Raw genomic sequence first — 14,354 nt, 5'->3', positions numbered from 1 at the left:
CATGTGGTCTGACGCGTTGGTATCGCTCTTGCCGAAGCGTCTCGCAGAGACGAACGGAAGAGCGAGCCATGCCGAGCCAGGACCTGTCCGAATGCACCGCGGCGCGTGCCGCGGTGCATGCCTATCACCAACGCAGCAAGCACCGTTTCGCCGGATATGCCGCTGGCCCGGAGACGCTGGACTGGGAGGCGCAGCCCGCGGCATTTCGCCATTTTCAGGGGGCGCCGCAAATCAGGCTGCCTCTGCTGGCCACGGCACCGCCCGGTAGCGCGTTGCAGCAGGCGCTGCAGCGGCCCTTCCGAAGCCTGGATGCCGTCGATGCCAAGGCCCTGCGGCCCGACTTGCATGGTATCGGCGCCCTGTTGCAGCTCTCCCTCGGGCTCAGCGCCTGGAAAACGCTTGGCCCTGACCGCTGGACGGTGCGGGCCAATCCCTCCAGCGGCAATCTGCATCCGACCGAAGCCTACCTGTGGGTTGCCGGCGTCGCGGGGCTGGAGAATGGCCTCTATCACTATCGCCCCGAAGATCACGCGCTGGAGCTGCGGGCCCGGCATACCGTCGAAACCGGCACCCCCAGATTGGCGATCGTGCTGACTTCCGTGATGTGGCGCGAGGCCTGGAAATACGGAGAACGGGCCTTTCGCTACTGCCAGCTGGACGTCGGGCACGCAGTGGGGGCGCTGCGCTATGCCGCCGCGGTGCTCGGCTGGCGATTGCAGGAGCAGGCGCAGGTCGGCAATGCGACACTGGCGCGGCTTGCCGGTGTGGACCGGCTGGAGGAATTCCCGGCCCACCGCTGGCCGGATACCGAGTGTGAGGAGAGTGAAGTCCTGCTCTCGCTGGGGTTTTCGGATGGTGCGCCGCCGCCTGTAACGACCGCCGAACTTCGTGCCCTGGCGGAGACGGCATGCTGGCATGGGCTGGCTTCCGCCATCGATCGGTATCCACTGTACCGATGGCCGAGCATCGCCGAGATAGCCGCGGCGACCCGCCGTGAGGATGCTCCGGTGGAGCCTGCCGTGCCGCTCCTGGCGCCGGCTGCATCGGTGCAATCGGAACCATGGGGCGGCGCCGTGGCGGCCGGAGAACTGCTGGGCAACCGCCGCAGCGCCAAGCGCTTCGACCGTAACCACCGTATGAGCCTGGCCTGTTTCGCCACGCTGCTGGCTCGCCTTCGGCCCACGTCGCAGCTGCCTTGGGATGCGCTCGACGGCACGCCGCGGATAGCCCTGGTCCTGTTCGTGAGGCATGTCGAGGAGCTGGCTCCCGGCCTTTACCTGCTACCCCGCACGGATGCCCTGCTGGCCAGCCTGAAGCCCCATTTGGCGAAGCGGCTGCGGCTCGAACCGGTGCCCGGCTTCGACACGCTGCTGCTGCTCGAGGAGATGGAGCCGGGAATGCTGCAGCGGATCTCGCGCAGCCTGCATTGCCACCAGGAGATCGCTGCCGGCGCCTGTTTCGCCCTCGGCATGCTCGCCGAATTCGACGGGACGTTGCGCCGACAGGGGCCCGCGGCCTACCGCAGCCTGCATCGCGAAGCCGGCCTGCTCGGCCAGGTGCTCTACCTCGAAGCCGAGGCCCGGGGCCTTCGCGGCACCGGCATCGGTTGTTTCTTCGACGACCCTGTACATGAGCTGCTGGGCCTGCAGGACGACGCCTGGCAGAGCCTCTACCACTTCACCGTTGGTCTGCCGGTGCTGGATTCACGCATCGAGAGCGCGCCCGCCTACAGCCAACGCGACACCCCTGGACCGACAGAAGGGAGATTCCCATGAGCAGTGCCGAACGGTTTCCATATCAATGCCTGTGCGCGCCCGACGCCGCGGTCCTGATCCGCTCCGAGCCGGGCCTGGCCCTGTTCGATGTGCGTGATGCCCACAGCTACAGGCAAGAGCACCTGGAAGGTGCCATGCACCTGAGCGAGGACCGCGTGGCGGTCTGGCTCGATCGCCTGGCCAAGGATGCGCCAGTGCTGATCTATTGCTACCACGGCAACGCGAGCAGGACCTTCGCCCAGATGTTTTCCGACTTTCGCTTCCGCAGGGTCTACAGCGTCGACGGCGGCTACCGGCCGCTGGCCACCGCGTTGCTGGAACCCTCCGCGAACGTGTCCGGAACAACCGGCAGTCCCGAGCTGCTGGCCTTCCTCGCCGAATGGCAATTCGATCCTGCCAACCTCGATGCACCGCGCCTGCACGGCCTGACACCGTTGATGCGGGCCGCCCTGCAGGGGCAGCGCGCCTTGGCCAGGGAGCTGCTCGGTTTCGGGGTGGACGTCCATGCCCGCAACGATGACGGCAATACCGCGCTGTGGCTGGCCTGTGTTTCCCGCGACGCTGGACTGCTGCAGGACCTGATCGACGCCGGGGCCGAGCTCGACAACCGCAACGACGCCGGCGCCACGGCGCTGATGTACACCGCTTCCAGCGATCGGCCGCAACTGTTGCAGCTATTGCTGGAGGCGGGGGCAGACCCTCAGCTGAAGAATTTCGACGACATGCGTGCCGTGGAGCTGGCGGCATCCGTTGCCTGCCTGAAACTGCTGCGTCATACCGCTGCCTGAGCCCCGGCGGGCTTCACGCTTTCCGCCGGGGCGTACCGGTCAGGCCAGGTAGCCGCCGTCGACGTTCAGCGAGACGCCGGTGGTGTAGCTCGAGGCATCGCTGGCCAGATAGAGCACGGCCCCGGCCATTTCGCTTGGCTGAGCGACGCGGCTCAGCGGAATGTGCTGCAGGGCCGTTTGCAGAATCGAGTCGTTCTTGACCAGCGCCGAGGCGAACTTGGTGTCGGTCAGGCCGGGCAGCAGCGCGTTGCAACGGATGCCGAACTGCGCGCATTCCTTGGCGAAGGCCTTGGTCATGTTGATCACGGCGCCCTTGGTGACGGAATAGATGCCCTGGAAATTCCCCGGCGACACGCCATTGATGGAGGCGACGTTGATGATGCTGCCGCCGCCGTGCTCGCGCATCAGCTTGCCGGCCTCGATCGACATGTAGAAGTAGCCGCGGATGTTCACGTCGACGGTCTTCTGGAACGCCGATACGTCGGTATCGAGGATGTGGCAGAACTGCGGGTTGGTAGCGGCGTTATTGACCAGGATGTCGAGGCGACCGAACTCCTCGCGAATCCGGGCGAACACCGCCTGGATCTGTTCCATCTCGCCAATATGGCAAGCCACCGGGGTTGCCTTGCCGCCAGCGGCGACGATGGCGTCGGCGACCGCCTGGCAGCCCTCGAGCTTGCGGCTGGAGACGATCACGTGGGCGCCTTGCTGGGCGAGCAGCTTGGCGATGGCCTCGCCGATACCGCGGCTGGCGCCGGATACGAAGGCGATCTTGCCGTCAAGGTCGAACAGGGTGGTCTTGGACATGGTCGTTCCTCTTTTCTTGTTCGTTCCCGTGGCAGGCCACAGGCAGTGGGTTGGCTTCAGAGCTTCGATTGCCCGATCACTTGCAGGGCCTTGTATTCGAGCAGCTTGTTCATCTGGATGAACTGGGCAAAACGCTTGTCCTGGGTCTGGCCGTGATGGAAGCGGTAATAGATCTGCTGGACGATTCCAGCCAGGCGGAACAGGCCGTAGGTGTAATAGAAGTCGATGCAGGGGATTTCGATGCCGGCGCGCTGGGCGTAGTAGTCGACGAAGCCCTGCCGGGTATGCATGCCGGGCAGATGGCTGGGCTGCCGGCGCATCGCCTGCATCGGCGGCGGATCGTTGGCCTCGATCCAGTAGGCGAGGGTGTTGCCCAGGTCCATCAGCGGATCGCCGATGGTGGTCATTTCCCAGTCCAGCACGCCGATGATTTGCATCGGGTTGTCCGGGTTGAGGATCACGTTGTCGAAACGGTAGTCGTTGTGAATGATCCCAGGCTTGGGGTGGTCGGCCGGCATCTTGTCCTTCAGCCAGGCCTTGACCGCGTCCCAGGCCGGCGCGTCCGGGGTCATGGCGCGTTCGTAGCGCTCGCTCCAACCTTCGATCTGGCGCTTCACATAGCCTTCCGGCTTGCCCAGATCGCCGAGCCCGCAGGCCTGGTAATCGACGTTGTGCAGTTCGACGAACTTGTCGATGAAGCTTTCGCACAGGGCGCGGGTCTGGGATTCGTCGAAATTCAGCTCCGGCGGCAGCTCCGAGCGCAGGATGATGCCGTTGACGCGCTCCATCACATAGAACTCGGCGCCGATCACCGATTCGTCGGTGCAATAGACATATGCCTTGGGGCAGTAAGGAAAGCCTGCGTTGAGCTGATTGAGAATGCGGTACTCGCGGCCCATATCGTGGGCGGACTTGGCCTTGTGGCCGAACGGTGGGCGGCGCAATACCAGGTCCAGGCCGGGGTATTGCAGCAGGTAGGTCAGGTTCGATGCGCCGCCGGGGAACTGGGAAATCCGCGGCGTCCCCTCCAGACCCGGGATATGCGCCTTGAGGTACTGGTCGATGACGTCGGCGGGCAATTCCTCGCCCGCGCGAACACCGGTGCTTTGATCGGTAAGCGCCATTGTTATCCCTTCTGCTTATGTTCGGTGCCCAAGATGATTCAACAATCTAATGCTCGCGGTGCCCGGGACCAAGCGCTGCCGGCCGTTATTGGCCGGAGTGTTGCCGGCCAATCAAGGGCCCTGATTCGCAGATGGCCGGTTCGCCGGCATAAAAAAACCGAAGCCGGGCTTCGGTTTTTTCGTCTCGCGGCTACCGGCTCGCGCCTCAGGCCGGGAACAGCTCGCTGAGCTTCAGGGCCAGCATCATGTCGCCTTCGGCGCGCAGCTTGCCGCCCATGAAGGCCTGCATGCCGTCGGTCTCGCCGCTGACGATGCCCTGCATGGTTTCGCTGTCCATGATCAGGGTGACGTTGGCGTCGCTGGAATCGCCCTGCTGCAGGTCGCAGGTGCCGTCCTTGACGACCAGGTAGTAATTCTCGGCATCGGTGATGTTGAACTGGAAGACCAGATCCAGGCCGGCAGCGGCGCTGGGGTTGAACTTCGACTGCATGCCTTTGAAGGTCTCGGCGACATTGCTCATGGGAATTTCCTTTTGGACGTTAGGGGTAACACGCAGCCTTGGGCCGCTATGGGCTGAGCTCATCTGTGGGTGACGAGCTCCGGATTCTTCAACAGTTGCAGATGCGCATGACTGTTGAAGGAAGCCAGGGCGACCTCACGGTCGCGGAATTTCAGCAGGCTGAGCGAGGTGTTGACGATCTGCCAGTTCATCTCGAACGCCTTGACCGGCGGCACGCCGATGATCAATTGAAGCAGTGCGGTAATGGTTCCGCCAGACGTGAAGATGGCGATTCGATCATGCTTGCCCGCGCTTTCCAGCACCCGCTCCAGGCCGCCGCGAACGCGGTCGAGAAAACCCTGCCAGCTCTCCAGTTCGTCCTTCTCGTGCTCGCCGGAGATCCAGCGATGCACGACATGGCTGAACAGGCGCTGGAAGTCGGCACGGTGATCGGCGGCGTTGCGCAGGATGTGCATGGCGTTCGGTTCGAATTCGAGCAGCTCGGGCAGGTGCGCACGGATCACCGCGTCGGCATGGAATTCGTTGAAGGCGGCATCGATCTCCAGTTCGGGCCGACTTCCGCCCAGCCTGGAGAGCGTGGCGCGGGCCGTATCCTGCTGGCGGTTCAGTTCCCCGGCGAGGCAGCGATCGAAGCCGATATCGAGCTGGGCCAGGTAATCGCCCAGCGCCTCCGATTGCCGGTAACCGAGGGGGGACAGCACATCGTAGTTCTCTGCGCCGAAAGACGCCTGACCATGTCTGATCAGGTAGATACTGCCCATGCTCTGCTCCGGCTGGCTCTGTTTTTTCGCGAGGGTAGGGACATCATTTGGGAGTGTCAACGATAATTCGAACGTTTGTTTGAATTGTTCCCGACTGGCTCAGGCACGGGGGCGCCGGTATGCTGGCGGCTTGGCGCCCAGTGGAAAACTGCCGGCGACTGAATCTCACCGAGGAGGGGTACGTGGAATTTCTTGCCGACTACGCCAGCTTTCTGGCCAAGACCGTCACGCTGGTGGTGGCCATTGTGATCGTGCTCATTGCGTTGGCATCGCTGCGGCGTGGCCGCAGCAAACAGGGCGCCGGGCACCTGGAGGTGCACAAGCTCAACGAGTTCTACAAATCGATGCGCGAACGCCTGGAGCAGGCGCTGCTGGAGAAGGATCAGTTCAAGGCGCTGCGCAAGCGGGAGGCGAAGGCCGCCAAGCAGGCGAAGAAGACGGAAACGCCCTCGCGGGTCTTCGTGCTCGACTTCGACGGCGACATCCGCGCCTCGGCGGTGGACAGCCTGCGCCACGAGGTGACCGCGTTGTTGACGCTGGCGACGCCGCAGGACGAGGTGGTCCTGCGTCTGGAAAGCGGCGGCGGCATGGTCCATGGTTACGGCCTGGCGGCCTCTCAACTGGTGCGCATACGTGATGCGGGCGTGCCGCTGACCGTTTGTGTCGACAAGGTGGCGGCCAGCGGCGGCTACATGATGGCCTGCATCGGCGACAGGATACTCACCGCACCTTTCGCCATTCTCGGCTCGATCGGTGTGGTCGCCCAGCTACCCAATCTCCATCGCCTGCTGAAGAAGCATGACGTCGACTTCGAGGTGCTGACCGCCGGCGAGTACAAGCGAACGCTGACCGTGTTCGGCGAGAACACCGAGAAAGGCCGGGAGAAGTTCCAGGAAGACCTGGAGACGACCCACGAACTGTTCAAGAACTTCGTCGCCCGCTATCGCCAGCAGGTTTCCATAGACGATGTGGCGACGGGCGAGGTCTGGCTCGGCATTTCCGCACTGGGCAAGCATCTGGCGGACGAGATCAAGACCAGCGACCAGTACCTCGCCGAGCGCGCCCATGAGGCGGAACTGTTCCAGCTGCATTACGTCGAGAAGAAGAGCCTGCCCGAGCGCTTCGGCATGGCTGCCAGCGCGGTCATGGAACACGGCCTGGTGAAGGGCTGGAGCCGCCTGAACGAACAACGATTCTGGCAATAATCGAGGAGAACCATGATGGGCAGCTTCAAGGCATTGCAAGTCAGCGAGACGGCCGAAGGCCGTTTCGAAACCCGGATCGTCGAGCGCGGCATCGACGACCTGCCGGTCGGCGAGGTGCTCATCCGGGTGCGCTATTCCTCGCTGAACTTCAAGGATGCACTGTCGGCCAGCGGCAACCGCGGGGTTACCCGCAGCTATCCGCATACCCCCGGGATCGATGCAGCGGGCGTCGTCGCCGCGTCCGGCGTCGCGGAATTCGCCGAAGGCGACGAGGTGATCGTCACCGGCTACGACCTGGGCATGAACACCGCGGGCGGCTTCGGCCAGTACATCCGGGTGCCGGCGGCCTGGGTGATCAAGCGGCCCCAGGGTCTGTCGCTGCGCGAGGCGATGGTCCTTGGCACAGCGGGGCTGACCGCGGCGCTATGCGTGGACAAGCTCGAGCAGGCGGGGCTGGAGCCGGGCGAGGCGCCCGTGCTGGTCACCGGTGCCACGGGCGGCGTCGGCAGCATCGCGGTGGCACTGCTGGCCAGCCTCGGCTACAAGGTGGCGGCGGTGACCGGCAAGGCGGATCAGGCCCAATTCCTCACGCGCCTGGGCGCCAGCCAGATTGTCGAGCGTGCCGCGCTGCAGGCCGGCGTGGAGAAGCCGCTGCTCAAGGAACAATGGGCTGGTGCGGTGGATACCGTGGGCGGCGATATCCTGTTCAACGTGGTCAAGTCGCTGCAGCGCGGCGCCAGCGTGGCCTGCTGTGGACTCACCGCGGGTACTCATTTCCAGGCCAGCGTGCTGCCGTTCATCCTGCGCGGCGTCAATCTGCTGGGCGTCGATTCGGTGGAGATTCCGCTGGTGGTCAAGGCGTCGATGTGGGACAAGCTTTCGCTGCAGTGGAAGCTGGCCAACCTCGACGAACTGGTCCATGAAATCGGTCTGGAGCAATTGCCCGAAGCCATCGAGCGCATCCTGGCGGGCGGGCAGGTGGGCCGTGTGCTGGTGCGGCTGGATTGAAGCGCGAGCGTTTATCGGAGCGATAGCCGCAATGAATTTCACCGGCCGACCCGGTTGGCGGATCCTGGCGACCATTCCTGATCGCAACCGAGGAAATCGCTCATGAAGAAGCTGGCTGAAAAAATCATGCAGGTCGCCTTCGCCAAGAAGGCCGTCGTGGCTACCGTTCCGGTCGACCATCCCAACTTCTGGATGTACCAGTAAGCGGGCCCCCTGTGGGCGGCACGTCCTCGCGGTGATACGGGCAGCAGGACTGCCGAAATCCTGAGACCTGCAGCGTGAAAAGCATCGCCCCGAGGTCGGGCCTCCCACGAAAGCAGCCGGCGCACACCGGGCCTGCAGGAGGCGCGCCCTCGCGGCGATGCAGGCCGAAGGCCTGCCAAAGCTTGAAGCCCATCGTCCAACTGAACGGCATGACCCGGAGGCTGGGTTTATTCCGGGGGCTGTGTTCAGCCCTGGCGGCGCCGGAACAGCGGCCGGTCGTCGTCGGCGGCGGCCTCCCACGAAAGCAGCCGGCGCACACCTGGCCTGTAGGAGGCGCGCCCTCGCGGCGATGCAGTCCGAAGGGCTGCCAAAGCTTGAAGCCCATCGTCCAACTGAACGGCTTGACGCCGGAGGGTGGATTTATTCCGGGGTCTGTGTTCAGCCCTGGCGGCGCCGGAACAGCGGCCGGTCGTCGTCGGCGGCGGCCTTCCACGAAAGCAGCCGGTGCACACCGGACCTGTGGGAGGCGCGCCCTCGCGGCGATGCAGGCCGAAGGGCTGCCAAAGCTTGAAGCCCATCGTCCAACTGAACGGCTTGACGCCGGAGGGTGGGTTTATTCCGGGGGCTGTATTCAGCCCTGGCGGCGCCGGAACAGCGGCCGGTCGTCGTCGGCGGCGGCCTGGTAGGTCACCGAGAAGTCCTTGAGGCCTTGCAGGGCGTCGAGCGGATCGCGATCGGCTCTCACGGCGAAGGCGTCGAAACCGCAGCGGCGCATGTAGAACAGCTGGTCGCGCAGCACGTCGCCGATGGCGCGAATCTCACCCTTGTAGCCGTAGCGCTCGCGCAACAGGCGTGCGCTGGAGTAGTGGCGCCCGTCGGTGAAGCTCGGGAAGTTGAGCGCAACGACCTGGAAATGGGCCAGGTCGTCGGCGATGTCTTCCACCTGTTCGTCGGCATCCAGCCAGACCCCGAGGCCACCGTCGCGCGCCTTGAGGGCGTGGGCATGGTCGAGCCAGAGGTGCAGCGGGACGATCAGGTCGTCGCTGTTGCACAGCTCGTCGAGCGTCTGTTCCTTGGGTAGCAGATGCCAGGTTTCGTCGACGAGCTGGTCGTTCTTAATGATTCGCTGCATAGACGTGTTCCTTGAAGGGGTCGATGCCGATGCGGCGGAAGGTGTCGATAAACTGTTCATCTTCGGTACGCTGCTCCACGTAGACGGTGATGATCTTCTCGATCACGTCGGGCATTGCATCCTGGGCGAAGGACGGGCCGAGGATCTGGCCGAGGCTGGCGTTGCGGCCCGAACTGCCGCCCAGCGAAACCTGATAGAACTCCGCGCCTTTCTTGTCGACGCCGAGGATGCCGATGTGGCCGACATGGTGGTGCCCGCAGGCATTCATGCAGCCGGAGATATTCAGGTCGATGTTGCCCAGGTCGAACAGGTAGTCGAGGTCGTCGAAACGGCGCTGGATGGCCTCGGCGACGGGAATCGACTTGGCATTGGCCAGCGAGCAGAAGTCGCCGCCCGGGCAGCAGACGATGTCGGTCAGCAAGCCGATGTTCGGCGTGGCCAGGCCCAGTTCGCGCAGTTCGTGCCAGAGTTCGAACAGCCGGGCCTGCTCGACGTCGGCGAGAATCATGTTCTGCTCGTGGGAGTTGCGCACTTCGCCGAAGCTGTAGCGATCGGCCAGGTCGGCGATGGCATCGAGCTGCTTGTCGGTGACATCGCCCGGCGCGACGCCGGTGCTCTTCAGCGAAAGGGTGACCGCGGCGTAGCCGGGCTTCTTGTGCGCGACCACGTTGCGCTGGCGCCAGCGGGCGAAGCCGGGGTGTTCGGCATCGAGCTGGGCGAGGGCGGCGTCCTGGTCTTGCAGGGCCTTGTAGTCGGGATCGACGAAGAATTTGCCGACGCGCTCGACTTCGACTTCGGTCAGGGTCGTCGGGCCGTCTTTCAGGTGCGCCCATTCGGCGTTGACGCGTTCGGCGAACACTTCCGGGGTCAGCGCCTTGACCAGGATCTTGATGCGCGCCTTGAACTTGTTGTCGCGACGGCCGTAGCGGTTGTAGACCCGCAGGATGGCGTCGAGGTAGCTGAGCAGGTGCTGCCACGGCAGGAATTCGTTGATATAGCTGCCGACGATCGGCGTCCGTCCCAGGCCGCCGCCGACCGAAACGCGGAAGCCCAGCTCGCCGGCGGCGTTCTTCACCGCCTCCAGGCCGATATCGTGCACCTCGATGGCCGCACGGTCGCTGGCGGCGCCGTTCACGGCGATCTTGAACTTGCGCGGCAGGAAGGCGAATTCCGGGTGGAAGGTCGACCACTGGCGGATGATCTCGCACCAGGGACGCGGATCGATCAGCTCGTCCTTGGCCACGCCGGCGAACTGGTCGGTGGTGGTGTTGCGGATGCAGTTGCCGCTGGTCTGGATGGCGTGCATCTGCACGGTGGCCAGTTCGGCCAGGATCTCGGGGACGTCTTCCAGTTCCGGCCAGTTGAATTGCACGTTGGTACGGGTGCTGACGTGGGCGTAGCCCTTGTCGTAGTGACGGGCGATCTGCGCCAGCTTGCGCAACTGGGTGGAGGACAGCAGCCCGTAGGGAACGGCTATACGCAGCATGGGCGCATAGCGCTGGATATAAAGGCCGTTCTGCAGTCGTAGCGGGCGGAACTCCTCATCAGCGAGCTCGCCGGCCAGGTAGCGGCGGGTCTGGTCGCGGAACTGCCGCACCCGATCCTCGATGATGTGTTGGTCGTACTGATCGTAAACGTACATAAATGTCCTGTTCTCAGGCTGTCTACAGCTTTCGCGCGCACGGCCGCGCACCCATTCAGGGAGTCGGGCACGATACCAGCTAGTGGTTATGCGCAAAAGTGATGTTTGGGAATATGTTTAGAACGAAATAGAGCGAAATCGTAGGGAGAAGAGGCCTGCCTTGAGCGATCCCGGGAGCTGGTCTTAACTGCTCAACAGTGGCTATGCGATCCCGCATGCGAAGAGGAGGCATCCCTTGAGAAACGACCAGCGCGACAGTTTGGTGGACGCCGCGGCGATTTTCAGTCTGATCATGCTCGCCGTCGGCACGGCCATTTTCTGGGTCAGCCATCAATAAACGGGCGTGGGGCTTTGCCGGCAGGGGCATGGCCGCGCCCAGCCTTTGCTGGCTCGATGAGCGAACCACCGGGCTCGACCGGATTGCCGTCCGCGTTCTGCTTGGCGGCGCGCCTCAAGGCGCAGCCAGGTAGAGCGCCAACTTGACCACGCCGAGAATCACCAGCACGAAGATTGCCGTGAACCCCAGGCCGAGGAAAATGAAGTGGCTGGGTTTGCCGTGGCTGAAATCGCGGGCGCGGTTCTTGCCGCTCTGCACGCCGAGGGCTGCGGCCAGCACGCTGCCGAGCATCTGGCGCAGGGTGAGGGGTTTATCCTGTTCGTCGCTCATGCCTACCTCGAACCGCCGGGTTTTCGGGAAGTCTAGCCGAGTCGGCGGATCAGGATGACGGAACGCGTCAGCGGAAGGGGGCTGAAGTGGTTTGTCCACCGAAGGCGGGTCGGCGATGCCGATCCGCCTTCGGTGCCAGAGCTACTCGGTCTTGATGGAAATGCTCTTTTCGCCTTCCGGCGCGCCCGCTTTCTTCGCCAGGGACAGCGTCAGCACACCCTTGCCGAACCTGGCATCGATCTGCTCGCGGTCGACACCCTCCGGCAGGGCGAAACTGCGCTGGAAGCTGCCGTAAGAACGTTCGGAAAGATGGTAGCCATCCTTTTCCTCCTTGCGTTCCTGGCGCTTCTCGCCCTTGATGATCAGGTTGTTGCCGACCAGCTTGACCTCCACGTCCTTCTCGTCCATGCCCGGCAGCTCGGCGGTGATCTCGAAGGTCTTGTCCTTCTCTACCACATCCATCGCCGGCATCCGTGCGAGGCCGCCCTGCCAGAATGGCGTGGTCTCGAAACCATGGCGCGAGAAGGGCAGGTGCCAGGGGCGCTCGAAGTCGTCGAACAGCCGGTCGACCTGGCGCCGCAGGGAGTCGAAGGGGCGCCACGCCTCCGGCGGGGCCGGTGTTTTGTTTTCGTCACTACTTACTGCAGGTTTGTTCGAAGTGTCGTTCATTTCGGAACCTCCATTAAGCTCGTGGAAACGGGAGCCCATTCATTCTCGGCATGCCCCCGGGCGCCGCTATGATCCCGATCAATGCCGATCGAACCGGGCGCTCCGAAAGTCGATGCCAACCATCCTTGATGGGCTGCACCTGGGCCCGTACAGCGGCGCTCTTGCAAGTGTGTGTCAGAAATTGACCTTGAACCAATCCCAGAGGCCGAGCGAGACACCCGGCAGCAAGTCGATACCCAGCGCCGACTTGAGCAGGTAGAGGATGACCAGCCCGAGCAACCCGGAGAACAGCAGGAACAGGGTGATCAGTGCCGCCTTGGCCAGCAGCGAGAGGTTCTGCTGGGGGCGCGTCAGGTTGCGCTTGTTGCGCCCGGCGAGGATCGCGAAATAGAACTGGTTGCCCCACAGCTTGACGGTGCCGCGCAGGTCGACGCGGTGCCTGACCCACGAGCGGGCGCCGAAGACGCTGCGCAGCGCGTCCAGCTGCTCGCCGCTGAAGGATTCGCGCAGGTGCTCGGGCAAGCGCTGCTTGAGGCCGCGGACGAAGGGGTCCTGTTCCAGTGGCCGGTCGGCGAAGGGTTTGGGATAGGGCGTGCGATCGCTGTTGGCGTCTGCGTCGGGTGAGCTCATCGTCGGGGTCCGGTTGGGCGCATCAGAGCGCGGCGAGGTGGGCGTCGAGCTGGGCGAAGTCCGGGCGCAGCTCCGGGCGTTCGGCCAAGCATTGCTGCTGCAGCTGGATGAGGCGCCGTACGCGCTCATCCTGCCTGTCTTCGCGGCATCGCTGCAGCAACTCCTCCAGCAGGCAGCTGAAGGCGCGTGCCTCGATGCGCTGCAGGGCATGTCCGGCGGCGCTGTTCGGATCGAAGAACGAGGCAGCGCCGAAATCGCTGAGCAGGCAGTCGCCCCGTGGGTCGACCAGCAGGTTGTGCGCGTAGAGATCGCCATGCAGGATGCCGCGCTCATGCAAGTGCACCACTGTCGAGGCGACGCCGCGGACGATGCGCAGGACCTGTTCGAGGCTGAACCGCTGATGCTCGGCATAGCAGTCCCGGGTGCAGCTGGCCAGCGAGGGCGGGCCGGCCAGCGGCTGGAACGCCGGATCGATCAGCTCCATCAGCAGGCCCGGGGCTTGCCCGGGCGCATCGGCCAGCGGTCCGGCGACGCCGATCAGGTTGGTATGCGTGCCGGCGGCGACGCAGGCGGCCATTTCACTATGGGGCAGGCCATCGCTGGTGAGAGGGCCCTTGAACAGCTTGGCCGCCATCTGCGTCGGCGGCCGGTCGGTTCGGCGCCATTCGGCGCGGTGGATGACACCGGATGCGCCCTGGCCCAGTACTTCCTGCAACAGGACGTCGTCGCGGGGCACCGGTGGCAACGGATGGCGGGCCAGCGCCGCGGCTTCGTTGGCGTCGCTGAAAGGATTGCCGGCGAAGGCCAGCCAGCTTAGCCGGGGCAAGGCCAGCAGCCACTCGGGCAATGCCTCCAGGCGATTGGCGGCGATTCGCAGCAATTCCAGGTTGGCGCAGTCGGCCAGGTTTTCCGGCAGCGCGTGCAGCCGATTGCCGGCGAGCATCAGCTTCTGCAGGTGGTGGCAGTGGCCAAGCTCTGGCGGCAGCGCCTGCAACCGATTGTCGGTGAGAATCAGCCAGCGCAATGCCGGCGGCAGGGCGGCGGCGGGCAGGTGATGAATGCGGTTGGCCTTGAACCCGATCATCTCCAGCCGTGGGCAATCGCCAAGGCTCTCCGGTACGACGCTGAAGGGGTTGTCCGAGCAGAACAGGATGCGCAGCCTGTGCAGGCGCGACAGATCGGCGGGCAGCTCGCTCAGCTGGTTGCCGGAAAGATTCAGCACTTCCAGGGTGTCGGCCAGCCCGTAGATTTCCTCGGGGAATTCGCGCAGACCGGCCGAGAGATCGAGGCGTCGCGCGCCGGCCAGATCGCCACGCTTGAGTCGTTCCAGGGTGTGCATGTTGCTCGTAGGCTTTCCTTGCTATCGATGATCGGCGGCTACGGGCCGAGGGTCGACTTCGCCGGGGCCCTGCGCTGGGACAG

At 64.4% G+C, this 14,354-nt stretch carries 14 protein-coding genes; 4 read left to right on the top strand and 10 right to left on the bottom strand.

All coding sequences use genetic code 11. The features are described from left to right. The first annotated feature begins 68 nt into the window (after positions 1 to 68). The gene (locus CXK94_RS20305; RefSeq protein WP_102895655.1) at positions 69 to 1,775 is read left to right on the top strand and encodes a SagB/ThcOx family dehydrogenase; all 1,707 of its coding nucleotides are present in this window, start codon (positions 69 to 71) and stop codon (positions 1,773 to 1,775) included. Then, positions 1,772 to 2,563: an ankyrin repeat domain-containing protein gene (locus CXK94_RS20300; protein WP_102895654.1), complete on the top strand. Its 792-nt coding sequence runs from the start codon at positions 1,772 to 1,774 to the stop codon at positions 2,561 to 2,563. Before CXK94_RS20305 ends, CXK94_RS20300 begins: the two co-directional genes overlap by 4 nt. 39 nt (positions 2,564 to 2,602) lie before the next feature. On the opposite strand, the gene CXK94_RS20295 is transcribed toward CXK94_RS20300, so the two are convergent. The 4 genes from CXK94_RS20295 to CXK94_RS20280 all read right to left on the bottom strand — a co-directional run bounded on the left by CXK94_RS20295 (position 2,603) and on the right by CXK94_RS20280 (position 5,775). Next, positions 2,603 to 3,370, bottom strand: a complete 768-nt coding sequence (locus CXK94_RS20295; protein WP_102895653.1) for an SDR family oxidoreductase — start codon at positions 3,368 to 3,370, stop codon at positions 2,603 to 2,605. 56 nt (positions 3,371 to 3,426) lie between these two features. Next, on the bottom strand, positions 3,427 to 4,494 hold the full coding sequence (locus tag CXK94_RS20290; protein WP_037037337.1) for a phosphotransferase family protein: 1,068 nt from the start codon (positions 4,492 to 4,494) through the stop codon (positions 3,427 to 3,429). A 205-nt stretch (positions 4,495 to 4,699) separates the two neighbouring features. Continuing rightward, positions 4,700 to 5,014 carry an SCP2 sterol-binding domain-containing protein gene (locus tag CXK94_RS20285; protein ID WP_013982897.1) on the bottom strand — a complete coding sequence of 105 codons (315 nt, stop codon included), beginning with the start codon at positions 5,012 to 5,014 and terminating at the stop codon, positions 4,700 to 4,702. Between the two features lie 59 nt (positions 5,015 to 5,073). After that, positions 5,074 to 5,775 (bottom strand): histidine phosphatase family protein, encoded by a 702-nt coding sequence (locus CXK94_RS20280; protein WP_102895652.1) that lies wholly within the window; start codon positions 5,773 to 5,775, stop codon positions 5,074 to 5,076. 182 nt (positions 5,776 to 5,957) lie between these two features. Between CXK94_RS20280 and sohB the strand changes: the two genes are divergently transcribed. Beyond that, a complete protein-coding gene (sohB, locus tag CXK94_RS20275; protein WP_102895651.1) occupies positions 5,958 to 6,980 on the top strand; it encodes a protease SohB in 1,023 nt (340 codons plus the stop codon). Between the two features lie 15 nt (positions 6,981 to 6,995). Continuing rightward, complete coding sequence (locus CXK94_RS20270) at positions 6,996 to 7,988, top strand: YhdH/YhfP family quinone oxidoreductase (protein ID WP_102895650.1); 993 nt, start codon at positions 6,996 to 6,998, stop codon at positions 7,986 to 7,988. An 835-nt stretch (positions 7,989 to 8,823) separates the two neighbouring features. Here the strand turns inward: CXK94_RS20270 and CXK94_RS20265 are convergent. From CXK94_RS20265 to CXK94_RS20240, 6 genes are all read right to left on the bottom strand, one after another. Further along, the gene (locus CXK94_RS20265) at positions 8,824 to 9,324 is read right to left on the bottom strand and encodes a DUF934 domain-containing protein (RefSeq protein WP_037037345.1); all 501 of its coding nucleotides are present in this window, start codon (positions 9,322 to 9,324) and stop codon (positions 8,824 to 8,826) included. Then, complete coding sequence (locus CXK94_RS20260; RefSeq protein ID WP_102895649.1) at positions 9,308 to 10,966, bottom strand: nitrite/sulfite reductase; 1,659 nt, start codon at positions 10,964 to 10,966, stop codon at positions 9,308 to 9,310. Before CXK94_RS20260 ends, CXK94_RS20265 begins: the two co-directional genes overlap by 17 nt. A 451-nt stretch (positions 10,967 to 11,417) precedes the next feature. After that, positions 11,418 to 11,633: a DUF2970 domain-containing protein gene (locus tag CXK94_RS20255; RefSeq protein ID WP_037037350.1), complete on the bottom strand. Its 216-nt coding sequence runs from the start codon at positions 11,631 to 11,633 to the stop codon at positions 11,418 to 11,420. 141 nt (positions 11,634 to 11,774) lie between these two features. Further along, on the bottom strand, positions 11,775 to 12,302 hold the full coding sequence (locus CXK94_RS20250) for an Hsp20/alpha crystallin family protein (RefSeq protein WP_102895648.1): 528 nt from the start codon (positions 12,300 to 12,302) through the stop codon (positions 11,775 to 11,777). Positions 12,303 to 12,476: 174 nt separating this feature from the next. Further along, positions 12,477 to 12,932, bottom strand: coding sequence for a 3-phosphoshikimate 1-carboxyvinyltransferase (locus CXK94_RS20245; RefSeq protein ID WP_102895647.1), 456 nt, complete (start codon positions 12,930 to 12,932; stop codon positions 12,477 to 12,479). A gap of 22 nt (positions 12,933 to 12,954) precedes the next feature. Then, on the bottom strand, positions 12,955 to 14,271 hold the full coding sequence (locus CXK94_RS20240; RefSeq protein WP_102895646.1) for a leucine-rich repeat-containing protein kinase family protein: 1,317 nt from the start codon (positions 14,269 to 14,271) through the stop codon (positions 12,955 to 12,957). Between the last annotated feature and the right edge of the window lie 83 nt (positions 14,272 to 14,354).

It is taken from the genome of Stutzerimonas stutzeri (assembly GCF_002890915.1).
GTDB classification, from domain to species: Bacteria; Pseudomonadota; Gammaproteobacteria; order Pseudomonadales; family Pseudomonadaceae; genus Stutzerimonas; species Stutzerimonas stutzeri_AF.
This window is presented reverse-complemented; position numbering and strand designations above follow the sequence as displayed.